At 62.7% G+C, this 23,263-nt stretch carries 25 protein-coding genes; 13 read left to right on the top strand and 12 right to left on the bottom strand.

Annotated features, from left to right (window positions below):
* Window positions 1-4: 4 nt before the first annotated feature.
* Genes D8M21_RS05790 through D8M21_RS05770 form a run of 5 tightly spaced genes read right to left on the bottom strand, consistent with a single transcriptional unit; the run spans window position 5 to window position 4,968 of the window.
* A complete protein-coding gene (locus D8M21_RS05790) occupies window positions 5-1,291 on the bottom strand; it encodes a glycosyltransferase 87 family protein (RefSeq protein ID WP_048682531.1) in 1,287 nt (428 codons plus the stop codon).
* Window positions 1,292-1,311: 20 nt separating this feature from the next.
* Window positions 1,312-1,881, bottom strand: coding sequence for a hypothetical protein (locus D8M21_RS11265; protein WP_048682095.1), 570 nt, complete (start codon window positions 1,879-1,881; stop codon window positions 1,312-1,314).
* A 19-nt stretch (window positions 1,882-1,900) separates the two neighbouring features.
* Complete coding sequence (locus tag D8M21_RS05780; protein ID WP_048682098.1) at window positions 1,901-2,401, bottom strand: DUF456 domain-containing protein; 501 nt, start codon at window positions 2,399-2,401, stop codon at window positions 1,901-1,903.
* Window positions 2,402-2,410: 9 nt separating this feature from the next.
* Window positions 2,411-3,748, bottom strand: coding sequence for a D-arabinono-1,4-lactone oxidase (locus D8M21_RS05775; protein WP_161800286.1), 1,338 nt, complete (start codon window positions 3,746-3,748; stop codon window positions 2,411-2,413).
* Window positions 3,748-4,968, bottom strand: coding sequence for an alanine racemase (locus D8M21_RS05770; protein WP_238651080.1), 1,221 nt, complete (start codon window positions 4,966-4,968; stop codon window positions 3,748-3,750). Before D8M21_RS05770 ends, D8M21_RS05775 begins: the two co-directional genes overlap by 1 nt.
* Window positions 4,969-5,033: 65 nt before the next feature.
* On the opposite strand from D8M21_RS05770, the gene D8M21_RS05765 reads away from it, so the two are divergent.
* The 3 genes from D8M21_RS05765 (at window position 5,034) to D8M21_RS05755 (ending at window position 8,189) form a co-directional block, all read left to right on the top strand.
* On the top strand, window positions 5,034-6,620 hold the full coding sequence (locus tag D8M21_RS05765; RefSeq protein ID WP_048682103.1) for a succinic semialdehyde dehydrogenase: 1,587 nt from the start codon (window positions 5,034-5,036) through the stop codon (window positions 6,618-6,620).
* Between the two features lie 83 nt (window positions 6,621-6,703).
* Entirely contained in the window at window positions 6,704-7,303 is a 600-nt protein-coding gene (locus tag D8M21_RS05760; RefSeq protein WP_126855713.1) for a lytic transglycosylase domain-containing protein, read from the top strand.
* 25 nt (window positions 7,304-7,328) lie between these two features.
* Window positions 7,329-8,189 (top strand): sulfurtransferase, encoded by an 861-nt coding sequence (locus D8M21_RS05755; RefSeq protein WP_053090009.1) that lies wholly within the window; start codon window positions 7,329-7,331, stop codon window positions 8,187-8,189.
* Here D8M21_RS05755 and D8M21_RS05750 read toward each other — a convergent pair.
* From D8M21_RS05750 to D8M21_RS05740, 3 genes are all read right to left on the bottom strand, one after another.
* Complete coding sequence (locus D8M21_RS05750; RefSeq protein WP_053090010.1) at window positions 8,186-9,451, bottom strand: aminotransferase-like domain-containing protein; 1,266 nt, start codon at window positions 9,449-9,451, stop codon at window positions 8,186-8,188. The genes D8M21_RS05755 and D8M21_RS05750 overlap by 4 nt on opposite strands.
* Window positions 9,452-9,492: 41 nt before the next feature.
* The gene (speB, locus tag D8M21_RS05745) at window positions 9,493-10,509 is read right to left on the bottom strand and encodes an agmatinase (RefSeq protein ID WP_126855741.1); all 1,017 of its coding nucleotides are present in this window, start codon (window positions 10,507-10,509) and stop codon (window positions 9,493-9,495) included.
* A gap of 146 nt (window positions 10,510-10,655) precedes the next feature.
* The gene (locus D8M21_RS05740; protein WP_048682106.1) at window positions 10,656-11,411 is read right to left on the bottom strand and encodes a fructosamine kinase family protein; all 756 of its coding nucleotides are present in this window, start codon (window positions 11,409-11,411) and stop codon (window positions 10,656-10,658) included.
* A gap of 83 nt (window positions 11,412-11,494) precedes the next feature.
* Between D8M21_RS05740 and D8M21_RS05735 the strand changes: the two genes are divergently transcribed.
* Together D8M21_RS05735 and D8M21_RS05730 are read left to right on the top strand one after the other, a co-directional pair.
* The gene (locus D8M21_RS05735; RefSeq protein ID WP_048682110.1) at window positions 11,495-12,304 is read left to right on the top strand and encodes a glycerophosphodiester phosphodiesterase family protein; all 810 of its coding nucleotides are present in this window, start codon (window positions 11,495-11,497) and stop codon (window positions 12,302-12,304) included.
* A gap of 153 nt (window positions 12,305-12,457) precedes the next feature.
* A complete protein-coding gene (locus D8M21_RS05730) occupies window positions 12,458-13,204 on the top strand; it encodes a S1 family peptidase (protein WP_048682112.1) in 747 nt (248 codons plus the stop codon).
* Between the two features lie 165 nt (window positions 13,205-13,369).
* On the opposite strand, the gene D8M21_RS05720 is transcribed toward D8M21_RS05730, so the two are convergent.
* Together D8M21_RS05720 and D8M21_RS05715 are read right to left on the bottom strand one after the other, a co-directional pair.
* Window positions 13,370-14,155, bottom strand: a complete 786-nt coding sequence (locus D8M21_RS05720; protein ID WP_126855712.1) for an SDR family oxidoreductase — start codon at window positions 14,153-14,155, stop codon at window positions 13,370-13,372.
* 93 nt (window positions 14,156-14,248) lie between these two features.
* Complete coding sequence (locus D8M21_RS05715; RefSeq protein WP_085528543.1) at window positions 14,249-14,815, bottom strand: helix-turn-helix domain-containing protein; 567 nt, start codon at window positions 14,813-14,815, stop codon at window positions 14,249-14,251.
* Between the two features lie 84 nt (window positions 14,816-14,899).
* Here D8M21_RS05715 and D8M21_RS05710 point away from each other — a divergent pair, with 84 nt between their 5' ends.
* The 7 genes from D8M21_RS05710 (at window position 14,900) to D8M21_RS05680 (ending at window position 21,307) form a co-directional block, all read left to right on the top strand.
* Entirely contained in the window at window positions 14,900-16,345 is a 1,446-nt protein-coding gene (locus D8M21_RS05710) for a sodium:solute symporter (RefSeq protein WP_048682125.1), read from the top strand.
* 301 nt (window positions 16,346-16,646) lie between these two features.
* Window positions 16,647-17,234 (top strand): CoA transferase, encoded by a 588-nt coding sequence (locus tag D8M21_RS05705; protein WP_161970372.1) that lies wholly within the window; start codon window positions 16,647-16,649, stop codon window positions 17,232-17,234.
* A gap of 26 nt (window positions 17,235-17,260) precedes the next feature.
* Complete coding sequence (locus D8M21_RS11555) at window positions 17,261-17,404, top strand: hypothetical protein (protein ID WP_274542918.1); 144 nt, start codon at window positions 17,261-17,263, stop codon at window positions 17,402-17,404.
* On the top strand, window positions 17,343-17,786 hold the full coding sequence (locus D8M21_RS05695; RefSeq protein ID WP_126855710.1) for a CoA transferase: 444 nt from the start codon (window positions 17,343-17,345) through the stop codon (window positions 17,784-17,786). The genes D8M21_RS11555 and D8M21_RS05695 overlap by 62 nt, the downstream gene beginning before the upstream one ends.
* Window positions 17,787-18,109: 323 nt before the next feature.
* Window positions 18,110-19,753 carry a thiamine pyrophosphate-binding protein gene (locus tag D8M21_RS05690; protein WP_082156827.1) on the top strand — a complete coding sequence of 548 codons (1,644 nt, stop codon included), beginning with the start codon at window positions 18,110-18,112 and terminating at the stop codon, window positions 19,751-19,753.
* A gap of 41 nt (window positions 19,754-19,794) precedes the next feature.
* Entirely contained in the window at window positions 19,795-20,382 is a 588-nt protein-coding gene (locus D8M21_RS05685) for a hypothetical protein (protein ID WP_048682128.1), read from the top strand.
* Window positions 20,383-20,386: 4 nt separating this feature from the next.
* Window positions 20,387-21,307 (top strand): AEC family transporter, encoded by a 921-nt coding sequence (locus D8M21_RS05680; protein WP_048682133.1) that lies wholly within the window; start codon window positions 20,387-20,389, stop codon window positions 21,305-21,307.
* A 78-nt stretch (window positions 21,308-21,385) separates the two neighbouring features.
* On the opposite strand, the gene crcB is transcribed toward D8M21_RS05680, so the two are convergent.
* Together crcB and D8M21_RS05670 are read right to left on the bottom strand one after the other, a co-directional pair.
* A complete protein-coding gene (gene crcB / locus D8M21_RS05675; RefSeq protein ID WP_321174114.1) occupies window positions 21,386-21,751 on the bottom strand; it encodes a fluoride efflux transporter CrcB in 366 nt (121 codons plus the stop codon).
* A 5-nt stretch (window positions 21,752-21,756) separates the two neighbouring features.
* On the bottom strand, window positions 21,757-22,230 hold the full coding sequence (locus tag D8M21_RS05670; protein WP_048682140.1) for a fluoride efflux transporter FluC: 474 nt from the start codon (window positions 22,228-22,230) through the stop codon (window positions 21,757-21,759).
* A 348-nt stretch (window positions 22,231-22,578) separates the two neighbouring features.
* Here D8M21_RS05670 and D8M21_RS05665 point away from each other — a divergent pair, with 348 nt between their 5' ends.
* A complete protein-coding gene (locus D8M21_RS05665; RefSeq protein WP_048682143.1) occupies window positions 22,579-23,256 on the top strand; it encodes a GntR family transcriptional regulator in 678 nt (225 codons plus the stop codon).
* Window positions 23,257-23,263: the final 7 nt, after the last annotated feature.

Here is a 23,263-nt window from a genome sequence, read left to right as displayed (position 1 = left end):
CACGCTACGCCGAGGCGAGAACTCGCTCGTCGGTGACGTTCCGCTTACGCCAAGCGCCGATGATCCACATCCAGATGAAGAGGAACAGGCAGATGATGGGGATCGCGGAGACCACCAACGGAATGGTCGTGATGTAGTCCAGGTATTCCGAGGAACCATACAGGGCAATGCCGATCCACATCGGAGAGATATACAGCCCAATGGCAGCGACCCATGCCAGGGTCAGGGCGACGCGGCGTTGAAGGCCCGGCCGAGAGAACAACCACGGCACGGCGTCCACGCAAATGGCGGCGAAGATCAGCGGGTACCACGTGTTGTGGTGGGACCACGAGATCGGCGAGATCGCGAGCATCACGAAGGCGTTCAACGAGACGATGGACAGCTTCATGCCGCGCCGATCGAGGGACGGGATCACCGCGGCTACGCCCACGATCAGCGTCACGATCAGCACATACATGACCACCTTGAGCACCGAACCGGTAAGGCCGATGTGCATGAGCCATCCCTGGATCGAAATATTGTCCAGGTAGTTAATATTGCCCACGCGCGATGGATCAGACACCGCGTGGAACCAAAATTCCTTGGCCTGGTGCGGCAAGAAAATCACGCCCACCAGGATGGTGCCCGCGAACGACGCCGCCAGAGTCACCAATCCCTTGATGTCCTTGCGCATGAGCATCACCAAGCCGAAGGCCAAGGGCGTGAGCTTGATACCGGCGGCGATGCCAATCAGCAGTCCCCGAGGGACCTTAGTGGCCGGCCGCAGAAGATCCGCCAAAATCAGCAACATGATGAGCGGGTTGATCTGCACCAGGCCCAGGCCTCGACGCCACGGTCCGGAGAGACAAATGAGGGCGGCGAGCAGCGCGATAGTGGTCGTCCGGCCCAACTTGTCCTGGAACGGAATCGTGCGGCCTCGGTGATTCACGTAGTCGTAAATGATTGCGGCAAACCACCAGGCCACGGCCATCGAAAAGATCACCATGATCGCGACGCCCACCTTGACCGGCAGGAACGCGAAAGGCAAGAACAGGATGGCCGCGAACGGCGGATACGTGAACGGGAGGTACGAGGTCTCGGTCAGGGGAACGAGATGCAGGTCGTACAGCGACTTCTGCATACCGTCATTGCCAAAGAGCGTCGTCGCGCCGGCGCGATACACGGTGAAGTCGAGCCCGCCGGTGGTCATTGCGTACCAAAATTGCCCGCCGAGAACGATCGCGACAATCACCCACGCGCAGACCTTCCACGGAAGTGACGTCTCACGAGGCTTCGTGGCAGGGGAAGACATAGTTGCGGCCTCTCGAGACATCAGCGCTCGTCGGTCCTCTCGTGTGCAACGTGCTCGGATGCGTCGGCATCCGCGGCGGCCGATCCGCCCTCGGATGCGTGTGATCCGGAAGCACCCGATTTCGAGGTGGCGACCAGATGAGTTGGGCCTGAACCCGCCCGGCGGCGGCGTCGGCGTTTTGCGGGCTGAGCGACGGCGTCGTCAGAAGCTCCTTCAGCGGCGGCCTCCTCCTCGGTGGCTTTGGCCTTCTTCGGCATGGCCGCGATCCGCAAGGCGGTCTCCACGATGAGGACCAGCAGGAAGACGTAGTACATGATCAGCGACGGGTACAGGGCCCAAATGGTCCCGACCATTCCGATCACGGTGGCCACGAGGCCCAACACGCCGATCACGGCGAGAATCATGTGCGCAACGTAAAAACGCTCCGAATCCTTATTTCGCCAGGCCAAATAGATGGACATGAGCCCAAAGAGGATCGGGAAAAATACCTGCCCAGAGACCGCCATGGAGTCGCCCCGCCAGTGATAGACGCCCATCGCTTGAATAATCGCGGCGGCGGCCAGGGCCAGGGAAGCAGGCAGAGATTTCATGGCGGCCAGTCTACCGGCCTCAGGCTGTGATGAAGTACGTGAGGGCGGCGATCACAAACACGGTTCCCGCCAGTAAAGCGCAAGCCAACTCGATGAGCATGCCGGTTCCGGCGGCCTTGAGGGCCGCAACGGAGGACGACACCGCCGAGTCGAGGTCGCGTTGCCGATACAGCTCCGACGCGAAAAGACCCACCACAAATCCGACGAGCAAGCCGAGCACCGGGATGACAAACATGCCGATCACCGCGCACACCGCGGCGATCAGCAAGGAACGGTTGGGAATGTGCCGTTGTTTCATGGTGCGACCCGTTAAAAACAGGGAAGCGCTCAGGCCGATGAGAGCCAAGCCGCCGCCCGCGCCGAGAACCCACCACCCTTCCGGTGCCCGCACGGTCAGTGACCAGACGAGGGTCGCGATGATCACCAGAAGGGATCCTGGCAGGATTGGGACGATGATGCCGAGCACCCCAACCCCGATGAGCAGGGCGGCGATAACGGTCGCAATGATGGCGGGAAGCATAAGTCGAGTCTACGGACTCTGGCGGTGCACTCCGAAGAGGTGATCGGTGTGCTGATTCCCGAACACTGCGTCGGGGTCGATGCGGCGTCGCACCTCACGAAATTCCTCGAAGCGCGGGTACACCGCAGAGAGCTCTTCCTGGCCCAAAGTATGGCGTTTACCCCAGTGGGGACGGCCTTCATGAGCCCGCAGGATCGGCTCGATGCCGTGGAAGAGCTCGAAAGGGTCATCCTTGACGAAGCGATGGATCGCCACGTACATGGTCTCCCGGCCGGAGGCGGTCGAGAGGGGGACGTCGTCGGCGGCGGCTACCCGGGCCTCCACGGGGAAGGTCACCGGAATATCGTGAGCATCGAGGAAGCTCCGGATCTCGCGAAGAGCCTCGGGGCCGGCCTCGAAGGGGAGTGCATATTCCATCTCATTGAAGCGCACGCGCCGTGAGGTCACGAACACCTCGTGTGCCACGGCCCGATACGCGCGATCGGACATAGCCTTGACCGCCGTCTTGGCCATCGGCGCGACGGTGCGGGGGAAGCGCGAACCCACCTCGCACAGGGCCCGCAATCCGACGTTTTGAACGAGTTCGTCATTGATCAGGTGCATCCATGCCGGTTGTTCTCGCACGGACGCCAGATGCTCGGGGCCCGCTTCCCCCAGTGCGACGCGGGTGTTGGTCTTGACCATGGCGAAATCCGTGTGAGGGAACCAGAAGAATTCGACGTGGTCATGCTCGCGTACGCGATGTTCGAAACCGTCCAGCACCTCTTCCAGAGACTCCCCCGTTTCCTCCGCGATGAGGTCAAATGAAGGAACACACTGAATTTCCACCTCGAGGATCATCCCGAGGACGCCGACCGAAACACGCGCGTGGTCAAAAAGTTCCGGATGTTCGGTCTCGGAGAGGCGAAGGATTTCGCCGGTGGCGGTCAGGATCGTCAAGCCTGTGACGACGCCGCCCAAGCCGGTGAAGCCGAGGCCGGTTCCGTGGGTGCCGGTGGATAAGGCACCGGCGAGGGACTGCGGATTGACGTCCCCTTGATTGGGCAGGGCCAGGCCGTACGGCTGGAGCAAGTCGGGGATGTCCCGCAATCGCGTCCCTGCCAAAAATCGCGCCCGATAATGCACCGGGTCGACGTCGATCACACCGCTGAGCCGATCCAAGCTGACCACGTGGTCCGAGCCGAGAGCAACGGGCGTGAAGGAATGGCCGGCTCCGATTACGCGAATGCGTTCTCCCTGCTCAGCGGCCCGTTGGACCAGGCCTTGGGCCTGCGAAAACGTTTCTGGCTTCCAAAGATGGCGCGGAGTCGCGTGCTCGATTCCGGACCAGTTACTCAGCGTCGTCATCAGAAGGCCCATCCTCTTCCTCGATAGGTGGACCAGGTGTCCACCACCTGGCCGTTGGATACCACCAGATACTCATTGAGATGCTCCGCGGGCTCACCCGCCTTGGCGTCCCGCAGATAGACCAGGTCACCAAGGCTCAGTAGGTCGGCTCCCGGGCCGTGCAATGGCGTCTGGACTTCGCCGGGCCCTTCCGTGGGTGAATAGCTCAGCCCTTCGGGCCAGTCCACGGTAGGCAGTCGGTCCCGACCCGCCGGCCCGGACGCAACCCAGCCACCCTGAAAGAGGGTGACCCAGCCCGGTGCGGGACGACGAACCACCGGTGTGGCGATGAACGCCGCGGGGCGGTGCCGAAAACTCGTGTACCCGTCGAAGAGACCGGGCGAGAGAAATCCCGAGCCCACGGCGACCTCCGTGAGCGTGCCCTCGGCGGCGCTGCTCTCGAGGGAACCGGTGCCGCCACCGTTGACGAATTCGAGCTCATGATCCTGGCGAATCGCGTCAATGACCTTAGTCCGCCGCTGCTTGAGTTCTGCCCGGGAAATGCGCTGCATAACCCGGGTCGCCCACGCTTTGGGGCTGTATCCCGCGTCCGCTTGCCCGGCGATCTGACCCTCGTAGGACATGATGCCCACGAGCTTGAAATGGGGGCGCTGGGCGATCTGGTGTGCGACGTCGACCGCTTGTTCGGGGGTCCGGATGGGTGAACGTCGGGCCCCCACATGGATCGTGTCCGAAAAGACCTTCTCCAACACCCGGAGGGAGGCGTCCACGTCCAGGCACAAGCGCACCGGCGGTCGAGGCACATCCGAGGCCGAGTGGTCTACGGTTCCTTCGTGGAGGTACTTCTCCACATAGTCGAGATGGTCAGGCGAGTCGACCATCACCGTGATGTTTTCCCGGTGCTTTGCGCTGCGCGCCAGCCTCCGCAGGCCGGGTCGATTCGTGGTCGGATACCCGACGAGGATGTCGTGAAAACCCTCCTCCGAGAGGGCCAATGCCTCTTGCAGGGAATAGGCCATGATGCCGTGGATGGAGTCGTGAGAAAGGACGTGCCGGAGTGCCTCGGGAACTCGCACGGACTTCGTGGCCACCCGGATTCGCACCCCGTGCGAACGTTCCTTGAGGGCCGCCACGTTGACGTCTAGAGCATCGCGATCGATCACGCCGACGGGGCCATCCATCCCTTCCAGGGCCCGGCGTATCGAGAGCGAAACCATCATCATCCTTAGTCATCGACAAAAGTGTGTTGCATCACATCCTAGGCGAAATCTGCCAGACTGGAGGCATGAGCGCCCAGCACGATCATTCCACCGGAACCACGTCCATCTTGCCCCGGCGACTAGGCGATTTCCTCACGGAAAACCTCGCGGACGACGTCGTGGGCACCGGCGACGCGCTGGAGATCACCGCCCCGGCGCTGTCGATTCGGCTAGCCTCACTTCCTTCGGCAACCGCCGCGGACGTCCGACGGGCCGCCGCACATGCCCGCGACGCCCAAGAAGGCTGGGCCCGCCGTCCAGTCCGGGAGCGCGCGGCGATACTGCTTCGATTACACGATGAGATTCGCCGCAACGAGGCGTTGATTCTGGACGTGATCCAGGCTGAAACCGGAAAATCCCGACTCCACGCTTACGACGAGATCCTGGATGCCTATAACGTCTGCCGCTTTGTGGGTCGTTCCGCCGAAGACGCGTTGGCGCGGGAGCGACGTCGCGGTGCCTTGCCGATGCTGACCAGCACGAGCGTGGATCACCTGCCGATGGGGCTGGTTGGATTCATCACGCCGTGGAATTACCCCGTATCACTGGGCGCGACGGACCTTCTCGCGGCCTTGGTGGCCGGCAACGCCGTGGTCCACAAACCGGATTCTCAGACCGTTCTCTCCGCGATTCTCTTGCGCCGGCTCGCGATGTCGGCGGGTCTCCCCTCCGCCGTCTGGCAACTGGTTCCGGGACCGGTTGACGAGGTAGGCGATGAGCTCCTCGACTCCGTGGATGGCATCTCTTTCACGGGTTCGACGGCGGCCGGGCGCGGGATCGCGGCGGCGGCGGGTCATGCGTTGAAACCCGCAACCTTGGAATTGGGCGGCAAGAATCCCATGATCGTTTGCGCGGACGCTTCCCTGGACGCGGCCGTCGACGGCGCCATCCGCGGCTGTTTCTCCTCAACCGGCCAACTCTGCCTGTCCATCGAGAGGATCTACGTGGCCGAATCCCTCTACGAAACCTTCTGCGAGCGCTTTGCCCGTGCGACGGCGGAACTTCGGCTGGGGTTCTCATTCGATCACGGGCATGGCGTCGGCAGCCTGATCTCCGCGAACCACCTCCAGCGGGTTCGCACCGCGGTGGACGACGCCGTGGGGAAGGGTGCCCGCGTGCTCGCCGGCGGCTCCGCCCGACCTGACCTGGGCCCGTGCTTTTTCGAGCCCACGGTGCTCACGGACGTCCCCTCATCGGCTCGGCTTACGCGCGAAGAAACCTTCGGCCCCGTCGTCGCCGTGTACTCGGTGGCGAGTGACGACGACGCCGTCGACGCCGCAAATAACACCCCTTACGGTTTGAACGCGAGCGTTTATTCCGGGGATAGGGCCCACGGATTGGCCGTTGCTCGACGTCTCGAGGCGGGCATGGTCAACGTCAACGAGGCGTTCGCCGCCGCCTGGGGTTCCGTAGCTGCCCCCTCCGGCGGATTGAAAGCCTCGGGCCTCGGCCACCGCCACGGCCGCGAGGGCATCCTCGAATTCACTCGTTCCCGCACCGTGGCCCATCAATCTTTCCTGCCCATCGCGCCCTCCGGCAGGCTCACCCCGGATCGATTCCAAAGAATCTTCACGGGAGCACTGGCCGCCATGAAGGCCGCCCGGCTCCGATAAGAAATGCGTTCACGCTCGTCACATGCGGGTGACGCGCCTCATGACCTCGTCGGTCCGTCTCTTCCACTCTGTAAGCTGTGCAGGTGCCTACTTCGAACCGCCGCTCCACCGCCCCTGACCATGGCCAGGGTGGATCCTTCCTGCGCAAGCTCGCCGAGCATTGGCAGGTCGTGGTCGCGCTCGTGCTTCTTGCGGTTGGCGCGACGGGGCTCATGATCAGCAATTACGGCGAGTCGGAATGCACGGCCATGAATAGTTCCCCCATCCCCGATCATCTCTCCGGCGATCTCCAAAAGGCGTCCGAAACATCCGGTTTCCCGGTCAAAGTCCTCGCGGCGCAGATCGAAGCGGAATCGGGCTGGGATCCCGAGGCGCACTCTCACGCTGGAGCCATGGGCATCGCACAATTCACCCAGGACACCTGGGATGTGTGGGGCGAGGGCGACCCCATGAACGAACGCGATGCGATCGCGGCACAGGGCCGCTACATGAAGTACCTGCGCGAAGAAGCCCAGAAGTATGCCTCGTCGGAAGAGGATTCCACGCGCTACGCGCTGGCCGGATACAACGCCGGACCCAACGCCATGAAGAAGGCCAAGGGTGTCCCGGAGATCTCGGAAACCCAGCATTACGTGGAGAAAATCATGAAGCTTTCCAAGGGTAAATACTCACAGACCTGCTGAGACCGCCGCGCGTAGGATGGGCACCATGTCACATCTACCGTGGATCATCTCCGTGGCCGAGGCCGATAGGCTCCTGGCTGAAGAATCGTCCCACGCCGCGCTGGCCGACGTGCGGTGGTACCTCGACGGGCGGTCGGGCTGTGATGCCTACGCCTCCGGGCACCTCCCCGGCGCCGCTTTCGTGGATCTCGATACCGTACTGGCCGCACCGGCCACTGCCAAAAGCGGCAGGCACCCTCTCCCCAGCATGGACACCTTCGCCGCCGGCATGGAGGCCGCGGGATTCACGGAGTCCACCACCGTGATCGCGTACGACGACGCCTCTGGGGCGTCCGCCTCCCGGCTGGTGTGGCTTCTCCGCGCCACGGGGCACCGGGCAGCCCTGCTCGATGGAGGCCTCCAAGCCTGGACCGCGGCACACGGCGAACATGAGCTGGCGACAGGCTCGGACGACGTCGTCGCTGCTCCGGCTGGCAGTTTCCACCGCACTCCGGTAAATCCGGAATGGCTGGCCGACATGGACGACGCCGTGGAGGCTGGTCGCTCCGGCGCTCCCCTGATCGACTCCCGGGCACCCGCTCGTTACCGCGGGGAGACCGAACCGATGGACGCTTGGGCGGGCCACATTCCGGGCGCCGCCAACGTATTCCATGCCGGAAATATAGGTCCAGAGGGCGAATTCCTCCCGCAGGCGGCCATACGCGAGCGATTCACGGCCGCGGGCGTCGACGAGAACACGACTCCCATCGTCTACTGCGGCTCCGGCGTGACCGCCTGCCATAACCTCGTCGCGATGGAAGCAGCTGGGCTGCACGGCCGGTTGTATCCGGGGTCGTGGTCGCAATATTCGGCACTCACCCCGGCCCCGGATACGAATTCGGCTTAGAGCACTCCCGCGAGGCGCGTGACGCCTTCCGCCAGACGGTCCGGGGCGACGGAGGAGAAAGCCAACCGGAGGTTCCGGGCACCCGAGGGCTCGGGCAACGGGGTCTCAGCCGCGGAATCGTCATAGAAGGCCGTTCCAGGCACAAAGACGACGCCGGCGTCGATGGCTTCGGGCAACGCCAGCTCCGCGTTGGAAACCCGCGCGCCTTCCGGCAGCGTCAGCCACGTGAAGAAACCTCCCTGAGGGACGGTCCACTCGGTGCCGGCCGGCATGTGCTTCTCGCAGGCGTCGAGCACCGCTTGGCACCGCTCGGCGTACAGCTTGGCGGTGTTCCGCGTGTGGTCTTCCCACATTCCTTCGCTCATGAAGCCAAGCACGAGGCGCTGAGAGAGCACGGAGGGGCAGATGGTCACGGCTTCGCCCGCGATCTGCAAGAACTTGCGGACCCGCGGCGGGGCAACCATCCAGCCCACGCGCACGCCCGGAGAAAACACCTTGGAGAAACTGCCCAGATAGATCACGGCCTCGGGATCGTACGAGTGCAAGGAGCGGTGACGTTCGCCGTCGAATCCGAGCTGACCATATGGGTTGTCCTCGACCACCAGGACGTCGTTCTCGCGGCACACCCGCACCAGTTCGGCTCGTCGGTCGTCCGCCAGCGTGACGCCCGTGGGGTTCTGGAAGTTCGGGATGGTGTAGAGGAACTTGACGTTTTTGCCCTCAGCCTTGAGGGCTTTGATGCGCTCCTCCACCTCGGCGGGGACGAGTCCCTGCTCGTCCATCTCCACCTGCTGAACCTCGGCCTGGTATCCCTCGAATACGCCCAAGGCACCGGTGTAGGTGGGCCCTTCGGCCAGCACGACGTCGCCCGGATCCGTGAACAGTTTGGTCACCAGGTCCAGCCCCATTTGGGAGCCCGCGGTCATCTGGATCTCGTCGAGCTTGGGGTGGGAGCCCTCGGACTCCATGAAGGAACACACGAGCTCCGCGAGCTCTTCCAGCCCGGCCCCAGAACCGTACTGCAGCACCTCGAGCCCTTCCCGAGCGATGATCGAGGACGCCATCTCACCGATCTTTTCCAGCGGCAGCTGGTCCAGGTCCGGGTTACCTCCCGCGAGCGAAATGATTCCGGGACGCATTGAAACCTCGAAGACGTCGCGCACCGGGGACGGTCGGAATCCTGCGGCCCGCTCCGCGAATCCGCGCATGAGGCGAGCATCGGCGCCCGTCGCGCCGGCCATGAGTTCCTTGATGTTGACCACTAAAGTCTCCTTTGATTCGAGTGGATGGGCAGCCTGATTCGCTATTGCCCGTACGTGTGCTTGGCTTCTCCGTACGCGGGGCCGTCGGCCGGGGAATTCTTCCCCAAGGCGAGCAAGCTCAAGAATTCGTAGACAATGTGTGCCGCCGCGATGCCCGTGAGCTCGGCGTGGTCGTACGCCGGAGCGACCTCGACGACCTCCGCGCCTACGAGGTTCAGACCGCGTAGGCCGCGGATTATCTCCAGGATCTCGCGGCTGGTCGCACCCCCGGCTTCGGGCGTGCCGGTTCCCGGGGCATGGGCGGGGTCGAGAACGTCGATATCCAGCGAAACATAGAGCGGACGGTCGCCCACCCGCCGACGCAGCAGGTCCACCACGGCGTCGACTCCCAAGCGGTAGATGTCCGCGGAGGAGACGATGCCAAAGCCGAAGCGGGCGTCGTCGTCCAGATCTTCCGTTCCGTACAGCGGGCCGCGGGTGCCGACGTGGCACAGGGCGTCCGTGTCGATGAGACCTTCCTCGAAAGCGCGCCGGAAAGGGGTTCCGTGGGTGTATTCGGCGCCAAAGTAGGTGTCCCATGTGTCCAGGTGGGCGTCGAAGTGCAAGAGGGCCACCGGACCGTGTAGCTCGTGCATGGCGCGGAGGTTCGGCAGTGCCACGGTGTGGTCGCCGCCGATGGTGACCATCTTGGTTCCGTTGCGCGTCAGTTCCGAGGCTCCGGCCTGCATCGCAGCCAAGGCCTCTTCGATGTCAAAGGGGTTGCCGATGATGTCGCCGGCGTCCGCGACCTGCGTGTTCTTGAACGGAGAGACGTTCTGCGCGGGGTTGAACGGGCGCAGCAAGCGGGACGATTCGCGCACGTGATTCGAGCCGAACCGCGCGCCGGGGCGATAGGAGACTCCGGTATCCCACGGCATACCCGCGACGACGACGTCCGCCGAGCCGACTTCATCCAACCGCGGCAAACGGGCAAACGTGCCTAGGCCCGCCCAGCGGGGCACCTGGGCCGCATTGACGGGTCCCACGTATTCGCGACCGTCGGCACCCTTTTCGATGATTCGTTCAGGTTGGGCCGAAAAACTCGGTTGGGCTTGGGGCTGTTCGTTCTGGCTATTCACGCTGATCCTTCCGCACTCACGATGGCTTGTTTCCCATTGTGCAACGAAAGTTGCTTCAACGCACGAGGACCGCCCACATTTCCGGCCTAGACGTAACGGCGCGCGGCGTCCGTCGCCCGGCGTAAGTACCCGCCGCCAAATAAGGCGGCATGCAACAAGATCAGGTGGAGTTGATGCAGGTCCACCCGTTCTTGCCAGCCGGACTCCAGGCGATGGACTTCCTCGTACCCCTTCACAATGTCGCCCAGGTGGGGTGCGCCAAACATGGCGAGCGCCGCGAGGTCGTCCTCCCGGTGTCCGCCATAGGGGGTCGGATCGATCAGAACGGCCTGATCGTCGGCCCATAGGACATTTCCCGCCCACAGATCTCCGTGAAGCCGCGCGGGAGCATCGTCATCGTCGAAGGCACCGTCATGCAGTCGGTCGCACAGCGTGTCGAAGAGCGCGCGGTCCTTGCCCGAGAATCCAGAGGTTTCCCGCACCAGGGGTGCAAGCCGCAATCGGGCGAACATGGCACCCCAGGAATCGAATTCTCCAAGCGGCAAGGGAAGTTGTTGGCCAGCCGGGCCTTGGTAACCGTCGCCTTCCCATCCTGTGGGGCCTGCGCCAAAGGCTGCCGCGCCGGCGTCGTGCGTCAGGGCCAAGCCTTGCCCGAAGGCGCGCGCCGCGGACGTTGAGGGGGACGCCTCGTGGATCATTTCCAGTTGAAGGCCGTCCTCGACGACGTCGACCACCCGACACACTCGGGCCCCGCCGTCCTCTTCCGCCTCGGCAAGCCAATCCAGGCCGGCTTTCTCCCAGTCGGCGGCGCGTCCAGTGGTGTGCTTGGTGAATGTCTCCATAGGCCAGGTGTATCACCGGATCGCTCATCCAAAAAGAGGTGAAAGTTCACACGATCGCTACTTTTCCCTGTCAGGATGGCGGCGTGAGTTTCTTGATCGCCCATCGCGGGCACTCCGCGAAAGCACCCGAAAACACCTTGGTCGCATTCCGGGCCGCCGAAGAAGCCGGATTTTCGTGGGTCGAGACCGACGCGGATCTCCTCGCCGACGGCACCGTGGTGCTGATCCACGATCCCACCTTCAAACGCACCGCACACGCGCGAGATCGGGTGAGTCACGTCGTCGCATCCGATCTGGATTCCCTCGATGCCGGAAGCTGGTTTTCGGAGGAGTTCTTCAACGTTCGCGTGCCGCGCCTCGACGCCCTCGTGGACCTGATGATCGAAACGGGCCTCAACGCCAATATCGAGTTGAAACTCACCGACCCGACCCCCGACCGCGTGGAAACCTATATTTCGGCCATCGGCCAGAGTCTGCAGCGCCTGCCGGCGGAGGGCCGCAGCGGACGCGTCATCATCTCCTCGTTCAATCACCAACTGCTCGCGGCATTCCACATCCAGTTGCCGGAGTTTCCCACCGCGTGCCTCTTTGAACGAGGACGCTTCGCGCCGTTCAACCGACATTCCGTGTGGCGCGACGCCGCGCGCTTCACGGGGGCGTCGTTTGTCCACCCCCACCACCGCGAATTGACCGCAGACATCGTGCGGAAGATCTACGAAGAAGGGCTCCGGGTCAACACCTGGACCGTCAACAGTGCCGAGCGGGCCGCCCAGCTTGCCTCCTGGGGCGTTGAAGGAATCTGCACGGACGGTCCGGAATCACTCACGCCAGAAACGGCGCCGGAAAACATCGGCCGCCCAAAAAACTTTCCAGTGAAACAATTATCTGCTTAATTCATAACGCGTAGAAATAAACATTAACCTGATTTTGATGACGCGAGTTACCAAATTTTTGTAAAAACTCTTGTTGATGACTCATCTCGTGAATAGCATGAATCACATCAGGGCTCAGCACTCTGTTGAGACCGTGGCTATTGGAGAACATCAATGAAGAAATCTCTGCACCTCAAGAGGACAGGTTCCATCGTAGGAATTCTCGGAGCCGCCATCGCGTTTGGCGTTTCAGGAACGCCCGCCCTGGCGACCACGGACACTCGACCCACCGAATACATCGTCGGCGGTCAATCCACGAACAGCCCCAACATCGTCCAGCTCTCCTTCAATACGGCGGGCGAACAAGGAACGTTCGGTTGTACGGGCGAGGCCATTAGCAGCCAGTGGATTCTCACGGCACGCCACTGCACCGAAGGCTCGCAAAACATGAAGGCCTACTATTCCAACGACACCTCAAATCCCGGCCCGGCATACGCCGCGGATAGGGTCGTCAACTCCCCGTACGGCGACGTCGGGCTGATCCACTTGAAGAGCCCTCACCAGGTGAGCCAATACGCCAAACTCGGAAACGGCTACACACCGCGCGCGGGTGACACCGGAAGCATCTTCGGTTACGGCCTCCGCGGGAACCGCGTTCCTGCCGACTGGCTCTTCACGGCCCGAGTCAGTGTTCTGGGCCAATCCTCGGATGCCTACGGCGGCAAGGCCGTCCATGTGCGGGGCATCGACGGAGCCTCGAACCACGGCGATTCGGGTGGCCCGCTCGTCATCAACGGCGTGATCGTCGGCGTCTGCTCCACGGGCGACACCGCAGACCCCGGTTCGAACATCAACGCCGGAAGCAACTACGCCAATCTGAACGACCACCGCGCGTGGATCACTCAGAACACCGGAGTCTAAACCCCTCAAAATCACTGCGCGCCGGTTCGCGTCACAGCGAACCGGCGCGCCACGTATTCCGAAGGGCCGTACCGGAAGATCTTCAACCAGAGGGTCGATATGACGGGCTTTCGCCCTGCCTTTCACTCCTGAGACGGCGTCGTCGTGTCGCGAAAGGCTGCCCTCCTACAACCCCCACCCGGTGCCTCGACCGAGCTCGCCGTAGCTGCGATGCCCCACGATGTCGGCGTTCTCTACGATGTTGAATCCCGAACGGAGAAACTTTCCGAGCGCTCCCGGGACCGGCGCACCCACCGTCATATAGGACCGACCGCGCAGTTTTCCAAACCGGGTGGCGGCCTCTTGTGAGGTGAGGATCTCCGGGCCCGATGCGGTCAGGTCACCCACCTTCCCCTCCGAGATCACGGCCACCATCTCGGAGGCCAGGTCTTCGGGATTCAGGAGCTGCCAGCGGATACCGCGCGGCGCTAAGACGAATCCGAACTTCGAGGTGACGGCGAAAATCTCTTCGACGAAGCTCGTGAACTGCGTGGCCGAAATGAGGCTGTATCGGCTCAAGGCCGATCGATATATCCGATCCTGATTCGCTTTACCGGAGTAGTAGCCGTACGAGGTTTTGTCTTGACGGACGATGCCGAGGCAATAGACGGCCGGCTGACTTTCAGGCGGCATGGCCCCCACCGTGACCGCGACGCTGTGAGCGATTCGCTGAAATAGAGCCGGCTTCTTCCGGCTATCGGTGACGTCGATGATGGCATCGGCCCACCGGGCCGCGCGTTCGGGGAAGGGTATGGACGTCAGGTCCAATGCGAGATGGCGTAGACGGTCCCCCATCCATCCTTCGGGCGCAGCTCGGCGGCTGACCGAGACGACGTCATGGCCCTCGTCCAGAAATTTTCGGGTCAGCAACCGCCCCATCTGGCCGGTGGCCCCCAGTATTACTACTTTCATGGGAAACCTTTTGTGGTGATCGAACGGTGCGAGGGAAGTATTTCAATTCTAAGGATGATTCAGCCTATGTAAAGAGGCTTCAACCGCCCTTGACTATGCGTTAACGAGCACCCAAAGAATTTCCGCCGTCTCGTCTCCTGTATTACGCCAAGAATGCGGTTCTTGGCCACTCAAGGTAATCGAGTCTCCGGCCTCGAGGGCGAATTCTCCGGCGCTCGTGCGCAACAAAAATTCTCCCGAAATCACATGCAAGACTTCGGTTTCGCAGTCGACCGTATAGAGGGCTTCTTCACCGGACCCGCCAGGCTCCACGGTCGCCCGGATCACCTGAACCTTTTCCAGGTTCACCCCGGAAACCAGCCGCTCGTGGATACCCGCTCCGCCCAAATCCACCTCGGGGGCGTCGTCGAGCCGGATCACCTGGGTGTCGGGTTCCTTGAAGAGGGCCCCAATGTCCACGCGTAGCGCGCGGCAGATTTTGACCAGCGAGGTCACCGAGGGCGAGGTTTGGTCGCGCTCGACGCGACTGATGAACCCCTTCGTCAGATCGGTGGCTGCGGCGAGTTTCTCGATGGTCATGTGCTGACGCAATCGATGGTTCCTTAACCGGGAGCCGATCTCAGGGGACCGATCCGGCTGCTGGACGGGCAATGCCTTCACCGCTCGAAACCTTTCTCTTGGACTTCTTGCATCGTACCGATAGAGTCACCTGAGCTCCCCATCACATCTCCGATAGGACCTGCAGTGAACCTCTTGATGATCCTGGTCTACCTCCTTGCCATGGTCCTCATCGGTTGGTACGGAAAACGCAAAGCCAAAAGCACCGAAGACTACCGCGTGGCCGGACGTCGCTTGGGGTACGTCTTCTTCACCGGAACGATGTCGGCCGTGGTGCTGGGTGGCGCGGCCACCATCGGCGGCGTCGGGCTCGGATACACCTACGGCATCTCTGGGATGTGGATGGTCGCCGCCATCGCGGTCGGCGTGATGGTGCTTTCCCTTGCCTTCGCGGGCAGGCTCCAGCGGCTCGGGGTGTACACCGTCTCGCAGATGCTGGGACTCCGCTACGGCGGCAGAGCCATCAAGGCATCATCCATCGTGATGCTGGGCTACACGGTGATGCTCGCGGTCACCTCTACCTCGGCTTACGCCTCGATCTTCAAGGTCCTGTTCGACCTGGACCGTCCGTGGGGCATTCTCCTCGGCTCTGTGGTGGTGATCGGTTATTCGATCTTTGGCGGCATGTGGTCCATCACCCTGACCGACCTGTTGCAATTCCTCATCATGACGGTCGGGATGTTCTTCCTGCTCCTGCCGTTCTCCCTGCACTCGGCCGGCGGTTGGTCCGGGCTTCACGAGCGCCTCGGAACCGAATTCTTCGACCTCGGCTCCATGGGCGCGGACTCCATCATCACGATGTTCGTGGTCTACACGCTGGGACTCCTGGTGGGCCAGGACATTTGGCAGCGAGTCTTTACCTCGCGAACGCCACGCGTGGCCCGTTGGGGCGGCTTCGCTGCCGGCGTCTACACGCTGCTCTACGGCATCGCCGGCGCGGTGATCGGTATGGCCGCCGCCGTGGTCCTACCCCACCTCGAAACGTCCGATGAAGCCTTCGCCGCGCTGGCGCAGGACTTCCTGCCCGCGGGTCTCGGCGGCATCGTGCTCGCTGCGGGTGTTGCGGCGATGATGTCCACGGCTTCGGGCGCACTGATCGCCTCGGCAACCGTGGCCCGCGTCGACGTCGTCCCCCTCATCGCACAGTTGTTCCGAAAGAACGACGCCGCCACGTTCCCCCAAGACTCCGAGGATTCCGAAAGCATTTCGGGCGACCGTTGGTATGTGCTGGGAATCGGCATCATTGCCACGATTCTGGCCATGCTCGTACCGAGCGTCGTCACGGCCCTGACCATCGCGTACGACATCTTGGTCGGTGGTCTCCTGGTGGCCATTCTGGGCGGCCTGTTCTTCAAACGCGGCACCGGGGCTGGTGCTGCCAGCTCAATGCTCGTGGGCGCCGTGAGTGTACTCGTTTCGATGGTTTTCTTCGGTGTGGACGCCAATCAGCCGATCTATATCGGCCTGGCCACCTCGCTCGTGGTCTACCTCGTGGTGTCGCTCGCGACGCCGCGCACGGATGCCGAGGTGTTCGCTGAATGGCGGAGGCGACTGGACGGCTCGCGCACGTAGGGCTTTTTCGAGCCGCGCCCCCCCTGTGCCGTTGAGGTCGAGAAGTAGGGCATGCCGAGAATTGTGCTGATAACTGCGCACTCTTCCTTGCCCCCAGCACAGATAGGGCATCGGTGGTGGCCGTGTTGTGGAGCGCATAGCCACGCAAGTGTGTAACGCAGATAACATGTGGGACATGGTGACCGATGGTGAGCACTGGCGGAACTGTCCGCTTGACGTGCAAGGACTCGCAACAACGGCTGTGGAGGCCGCAAGGCGGGCAGTGCAGGAGGCGGCAATATCGCGTCGTCAACAGTGGCAAGTGACTACGACTGGATCGTTAATCACCAGCGCCTTTTCTGCGCTGGAGAACCTCATAGTTGGTGGGCATCGCGCCGATGGCTGGGCACCCTTATCCGGCTTCTTTGAGACCAAAGACGGATGGATACGATTGCACGGCAACTACCCACACCACGCCGGAGCGATCTTAAGGGCTTTGGACGCCACGGATAAGCGGAGCTTGCAAACCTCGCTGTCCCGAGTCAACGCAGAGGAAGCTGAGGAGGTTGTCATCCGGTGCGGCGGCGTCGCGGCCGCGGTTCGTACACCAGAAGAGTGGCAACTTCATCCGCAAGAGATCGCTACCTGTGGTGATCCCTGGTTCAGCGTTAAGAGCAAAGGGCCAAGACGGACATTGGAGGGTGGCATCCTCCCGATGGACGGGGTGCGGGTTCTCGATCTAACGCGAGTTATTGCAGGGCCCACATGTTCCCAGCTCTTCGCCTGCCTCGGCGCTGACGTACTGCGGGTTGACCCTCCGGGACGGTCAGAACTGGAGGATCAGTACTACTCGAATGCAATGGGCAAACGTTCTGCTGTCGCAGACTGGGGAAACATCAAGAGGATTTAGAAGAACTGTTGGCAAAAGCGGACGTTGTGTTGCTGGGGTACCGCCCAAGGTCCCTGAGACGTTTCGGCCTTGACTCTGATGACCTACGACGTCGCCATGGGCACCTGATTGTGGCATCTCTATCGGCTTGGGGGGGAATCAGGCCCGTGGGGTGGGCGTTCCGGCTTTGACTCGATCATTCAAGCCGCCAGTGGCATTGCATCACTCTGTGGCACCAACCCCGTTGATAAACAAGGGATGTCCAGGCCGGGTTCATTACCAGTGCAGGCATTGGACCACGCAACAGGCAGCATGATGGCAGCGGAAATCATAAAGCTTCTCACACAAGGTGAGGCGGGCGTGGTTCAGATCAGTCTGTTGGGTGCCGCCCGTGAATTAAAAAAGCTGCCGCGAGTATCCGCAAATGCGGTGCCCAAGCCAACTGATGTCAAGGTACATGTTGCTGCACCGCGTGGAGTTTTGTCTGTGGCACCCCCACCTTTGATGTTGGACGGTAAAACTTTGAAGCGCGACGTCCTCGGCTATGGAACTGCAGCGCTAGCCTGGCGGTGAGCTCAGTGGAACTACAAGCTCACGACGAACAGAAACGATTTGGCGAGGGACTCCCCCAATGGGAGTTTGCTTGGTGCTCCCGGTTTTTGTGCAAACAATCTCCCTGAGTTCATTGCCAACCTGATGTCCCGTGACTGACTCGGGTCGAAACGGATTGCCACCGCTTCGACCCGATGAGTTGCATATACGTATAATCTGGTTTCACACCCGGATACTCCGGCTAGGGTCTCGCGCGTCGCGATAGGCTCCCACACGGGACACGACCCACCGAACATACGGCCGTCACGACCATCAGCCGCAGCGCCGCGGCGAGGAGGAATCTCATGAGCGAGCAGTCCACGCACGATGCGATCACCCAAACCGAGCCCCGCCATAACGCCGGATACGCCATTCTGGCGACCCTCCGTAACTACGGCATCGACACCGTCTTCGGCATCCCTGGCACACATAACCTCGAGTTCTATCGCCACCTCGACGAACTTCAGATCAAGCCCGTGACCACGCGCCACGAACAAGGGGCCTCCTACGGCGCGGATGGCTGGTCGCTGACCACCGGCCTGCCCGGCGTCGTCATCACCACCTCCGGCCCCGGCCTGCTCAATTCGCTGTCCGGCGCGGCCACAGCATATGCCGAGTCCCGACCGATGATCATCCTCTCCCCGGGCCGCCCCCGCGGTCAGGAGTTCCGCGACATCGGTGCCCTGCATGAGACCAAGAACCCCACGGGCGCGGTCGGTGCAATCGTCGGAACCTCTCGCCGCGTCAACTCTGCCCTCGAGGCCGTGGAGATGATCCATAACGCGTTCGTCTCGTTCAAGCACTCCCGCCCGCGTCCGGTGCACATTGAGGTGCCGCTGGATGTCCTCGAGGAGCAAGCCGAATTCACCGAGGCCGATCTTCAGGCGCGCCCCCTCGGTTCTCCCCAACCCGCCCCGGTGGACGACGTCGCCCGCGCGGCCCGCATGCTCGCCGACGCCAAGAAGCCCCTCATCGTGGCGGGTGGCGGCTCGCTGGCAGCCGGCGAGTCCTTGCTCGAATTGGCCGAAATGCTCGAAGCGCCGGTGATCACATCGGTCAACGGTAAGGGCGCGATCCCCGAGAAGCACCGGCTCTCCCTCGGCGCGGACCTGCGCTTGACCGCCGCACACGAATTCTGCCGCGAGGCCGACGCGATGTTGATCGTCGGCTCCAAGATCGGTGAGGCCGAACTCTGGGACGGCGACATCCACCCCAATGGTCCGGTGATTCGCGTGGACATCATGCGCGACCAGATGCTCACCAACATGACCCCCGACCTCGAACTTCCGGGAAACTCCGCGGCCGTGGTTCCTCAGCTCGTAGCAGCCCTCAAGGTCACCACCGAGGGTCAGGCACCTCGCGAGGAGCGCAACCTCCAGCCGATCTTCGACCGCCTGGACGACGAGGGCCGCTCCATCGCGCCGGAGTTGGCCGAGCTCAACGAGCTCATCATGGAAGTCCTGCCGGATGACACGATCATCGCCGGCGACTCCTCGCAGGTCACCTACATGGGCACGACGACGTTCTACCGCGCCCAGAAGCCCAATTCGCTCCTGTACATGGCCACCTACGCAACCCTCGGTTACGGCTTGCCCGCCGCCGTGGGAGCGAAAATTGCCGCACCCGAGCGTCCTGTGGTGTGCCTTCTGGGCGACGGCGCACTGATGTTCGCCATCCAGGAGCTCATGACGGCGGTCCAGGAAGAGCTGGACATCCAGGTCATTTGCGTGGATAACGGTGGCTACGGTGAAATTCGCGCGAACGAAGAGGCGCGGAACATTGCGCCGACCGCCGTGGACCTCAAGCAGCCGAACTGGGTCAAGCTCGCTGAGGGCTTCGGCGCCACCGGTTTTTCAGCGACCATGGAGACCCTCGGTGAGACGGTTCGTGAAGCAATGGGAACCAAGGGGCCCTCGCTGATTCACCTCACGATCGGTCGCGACCTGTAACGCAAGAGCGTTCGATCGCTGAATGTGTCACAGTGGAGGCCGTGAACCACCTCAAACGCGCCGCGGCCTTCACTGGCACAGAGATCTTTTCCCCTTTCATCCTGGCGATCATTTTGCTCGTCGGGGTGCCGCTGAGTACCGGCGCGGGGTGGCTGTGGCAGGCGCTCGTCGGCGTCGTGGCCGTGGTCGTCATTCCCTGGGGACTCTCCCTCTATATGGCGTACACGGGCAAGGTCAGCGACCGATTCATTTATCACCGCAAACAGCGCTATGTGTTTTATGGGATGTCGCTGATTTCCATTGCGGTGGGTGCCGTGATTCTTTTGATCGCCCCCAGTGCGCCGGCCACCAAAAGCATCATCACCGTGATGCTGGTGACGGTCCTGCTGATTGCTTTGATCACTTTCAAGCTCAAAGCCAGCGCCCACGCGGCCATGAGTGCCATCTTCGGAATGGTGTTGCCGGGATTGCTGGGGCCATGGTGGATCGTCGCTTCCCTGTTCGTTCATGGAACGGTCTGCTGGTCCCGGTGGTATTTGAAGAAGCACACCGTCGTAGAGCTCGTCGTAGGAACTGTCGTGGGCGCGGTGTGCGGCGCCGGGCACCTGATGTTTGTTGCGGGACGGTGACCATATGATCGGGGTACTTGAAGGCTTTGCGATCATTGGGATCGTCGTCGGGATCGGTTATCTGGTGGAACGCCAGGGGATCCTCGGCAAGGGTGCCGGATGGACGCTGAATCGGTTCGCATTCTTTGTCGCCCTTCCCGCCCTGATGTTCACCACCCTCTCATCCGCGGATCTGCACGTAATTTTTTCCGCACGTCTGCCCGTGGCGGCGTTGAGCTTCGTGGCCATGGCGGCGATCTACTCGGTGATCGTCGGTCTCGTGATGCGCCGAAAGGTTGGTCGAGTCACCGTGGGCGCGGTCGGCTCGGCGTTGCTGAATGCCAACAATATGGGCCTGCCGGTTGCCACGTATATTTTCGGCGATCCTTCGCAGGTCGCACCTATCTTGCTCTTCCAGTTGATTCTGGCGACGCCGGTGTGCCTAGCCATCTTCGACGTCGTCTCGAAGGGCTATTTTTCCTTCCGAACCGTCGCGACCCAGCCCGTTCGCAACCCGATCATCATCGGTTCACTCCTCGGCGTCGTGTTGAATGCCTTCCATGTGCGGGTTCCGGACGTCATCCACCAACCGCTGAGCCTGCTCGGCGGCGCGGGAATTCCGCTGATTCTCGTGGCGTTTGGCATGTCCCTGCGCGGTAACCGACCGCTCGCGAACCCCGGGGAACGCTTCGAGACGATCCTCGCCGTGGTCCTCAAGGTTGCGCTCATGCCGATTGCGGCATACGTCCTGGGTCGGTTCGTCTTCGACCTGCCGCAGCACGACCTCTTCGCCGCGACGGCGCTGGCCGGACTCCCGACGGCGCAGAACCTCTTCAACTTCGCCTCGCGCTACAACCACAACGTGCCGCTGGCCAGGGACATCGTCTTGCTATCCACGGTGGCAGCCGTGCCGGCACTCCTGGTGATTGCCGCCCTGATGACCTAGATAGTCCGGCAAGTGTGACGGTTCCCCTCGGGTGAGGTCACCGCGGGGTGCGTGAGGGCGGCCTAGGCCACCCCCTGCTCACATCGTGCCGATCCACAAGCCGCATCCTGCGGCTACGACGCCCAATAAAATCATCCCGAACGCATACACGAGCGAAGCATTCCAGCGCTTGACCTGTACGAGGCGAAAGGCCTCCACGCTCGCGGTGGAAAACGTCGTATATCCGCCCAACAATCCCGTGCCCACCGCCGCCTGGACCTCCGGGGTTAGACCATGCGACGTCGCCAAGCCCGTGACCAGCCCCAAGGCCAAAGACCCGGACACGTTGATGACCGCCGTCGCCCACGGCAAAGAGGCGCCCACGAGGGATTTCACCCAGCCGTCCACGAGCATGCGCAATACCGCGCCGAGCCCTCCAGCGAGGCATACCGCGAGAAAAACCACGCCGCTCAACGGGCCTCCCCTTCGTTGGAGCGCGTCGACGGAACCCATCGACCGGCACACGCCATTCCCACGCCGGCCGCAATCAGTCCGCCCACAACGCTGACGAGCGCGTAGCCGATGCCCGCACCCACACGCCCGGACCCCATGAGCTCAACGGTGCTCACCGTTAACGTGCTGTACGTCGTGAAGCCGCCCAACAGGCCGGTACCCAGAAGGATGCGCGCTTGACGACGTCGTCCGCTGTCCGATCCTCGACGAGACAGCGCCTCGAGAAAGAAGCCCAGGATAAGAGAACCCACCAGGTTGATGGTCAGGGTGATGCCGAGCCCCTGGCCTGCCCCAGGAACGGCGAGGGTCATGGCGTATCGGAATCCAGTTCCGAGTGCACCACCCAGAAAGGCCAGGGCGAGGAATCCCGGACGGTGGTGCAGCGGGCGCGGCGTGGCGTGTTCGAGCGGTGCGCTGGATGCGCTCGTCATATGTTCCTACCTTTCAGGCGCGCGGGGACGCCAGGAGGCGGCGTCGCCCTCTTTCGACGAAACCGCTCGGGTAGGGACCGTTGTCGCCCCAGAGTCGGACGACTCCGGTCGGCGAGGTTGGTTGCGGCGGGCCCCACCGCCGCGGTGAGCCTTCACCCACCTGCGGGATTCAAGCTATGCGGGGGCGCCGCGGGCTGTCAAACAAGCGCCCGCCACACCTCACATCACCGCAGGTCAGCTGCCACATTAGGGTTGCACTAGCCACGACATCGGGTCTACCGTACAACTTGTATCTATGTTGCATGGACGGCATACCCACCGTTCCCGCCTTCACCTCCAGGAGTTTCCATGACACCGAGCGTCGATGAGTCTGCGGCCAGGAAAGGCCCTCAAGCCGCCGTGCCGGCAAGCGACCTCGTCTACCAGGAAGTCAAGGCCCGCATTTTGGACCACCGACTCGAAGGCGGAACCCTCATCAGCGAGGGAGAAATCGCGACGGAATTGCAGATCAGCCGGACGCCGGTGCGCGAAGGATTCGTCAGGCTCCAGGCGGAAGGGTGGATGACCCTCTACCCCAAGCGCGGAGCCCTCATTCGTCAGGCCGGTCCCGACGAGGCCCGTGAAGTCGTCGAGGCGCGCATCGTCGTGGAATCTCACGCAGTAGAGAGCATCGTGAACGCCGGGGAAACCGCGGAAGCCGCCGCCGAGCTCCGGGCGGTCACCGAACGTCAACGTCAAGCACTGGCCGACGGCGACACCACGGAATTCGTCGCCCTCGACGCCGCCTTCCATCACCGCCTCGTTCTTCGGGCCGGCAACAGCCTCTTCGTGGATTTCTTCGACAACCTCGGGGATCGCCAACGCCGCATGTCCACGCGGGCGGTCTGGAAGTCCACGGGAAACGCCGTGGCCGTCCTTGCCCATCACGAGGAACTCGCCCAGCTCGTCGAGGACGGCGATACCGCCGCTTTCCGTGCCCGGCTCACCTCCCACCTCCAGGAAACCCACCGCCGCTACCTCGCCTAAACCCCAC

Source organism: Kocuria sp. HSID16901, from assembly GCF_003989425.1.
GTDB classification, from domain to species: Bacteria; Actinomycetota; Actinomycetes; order Actinomycetales; family Micrococcaceae; genus Rothia; species Rothia massiliensis.
Note: the sequence above shows the minus strand (reverse complement) of the source record. Positions and strands in the feature narration are given on the sequence as shown.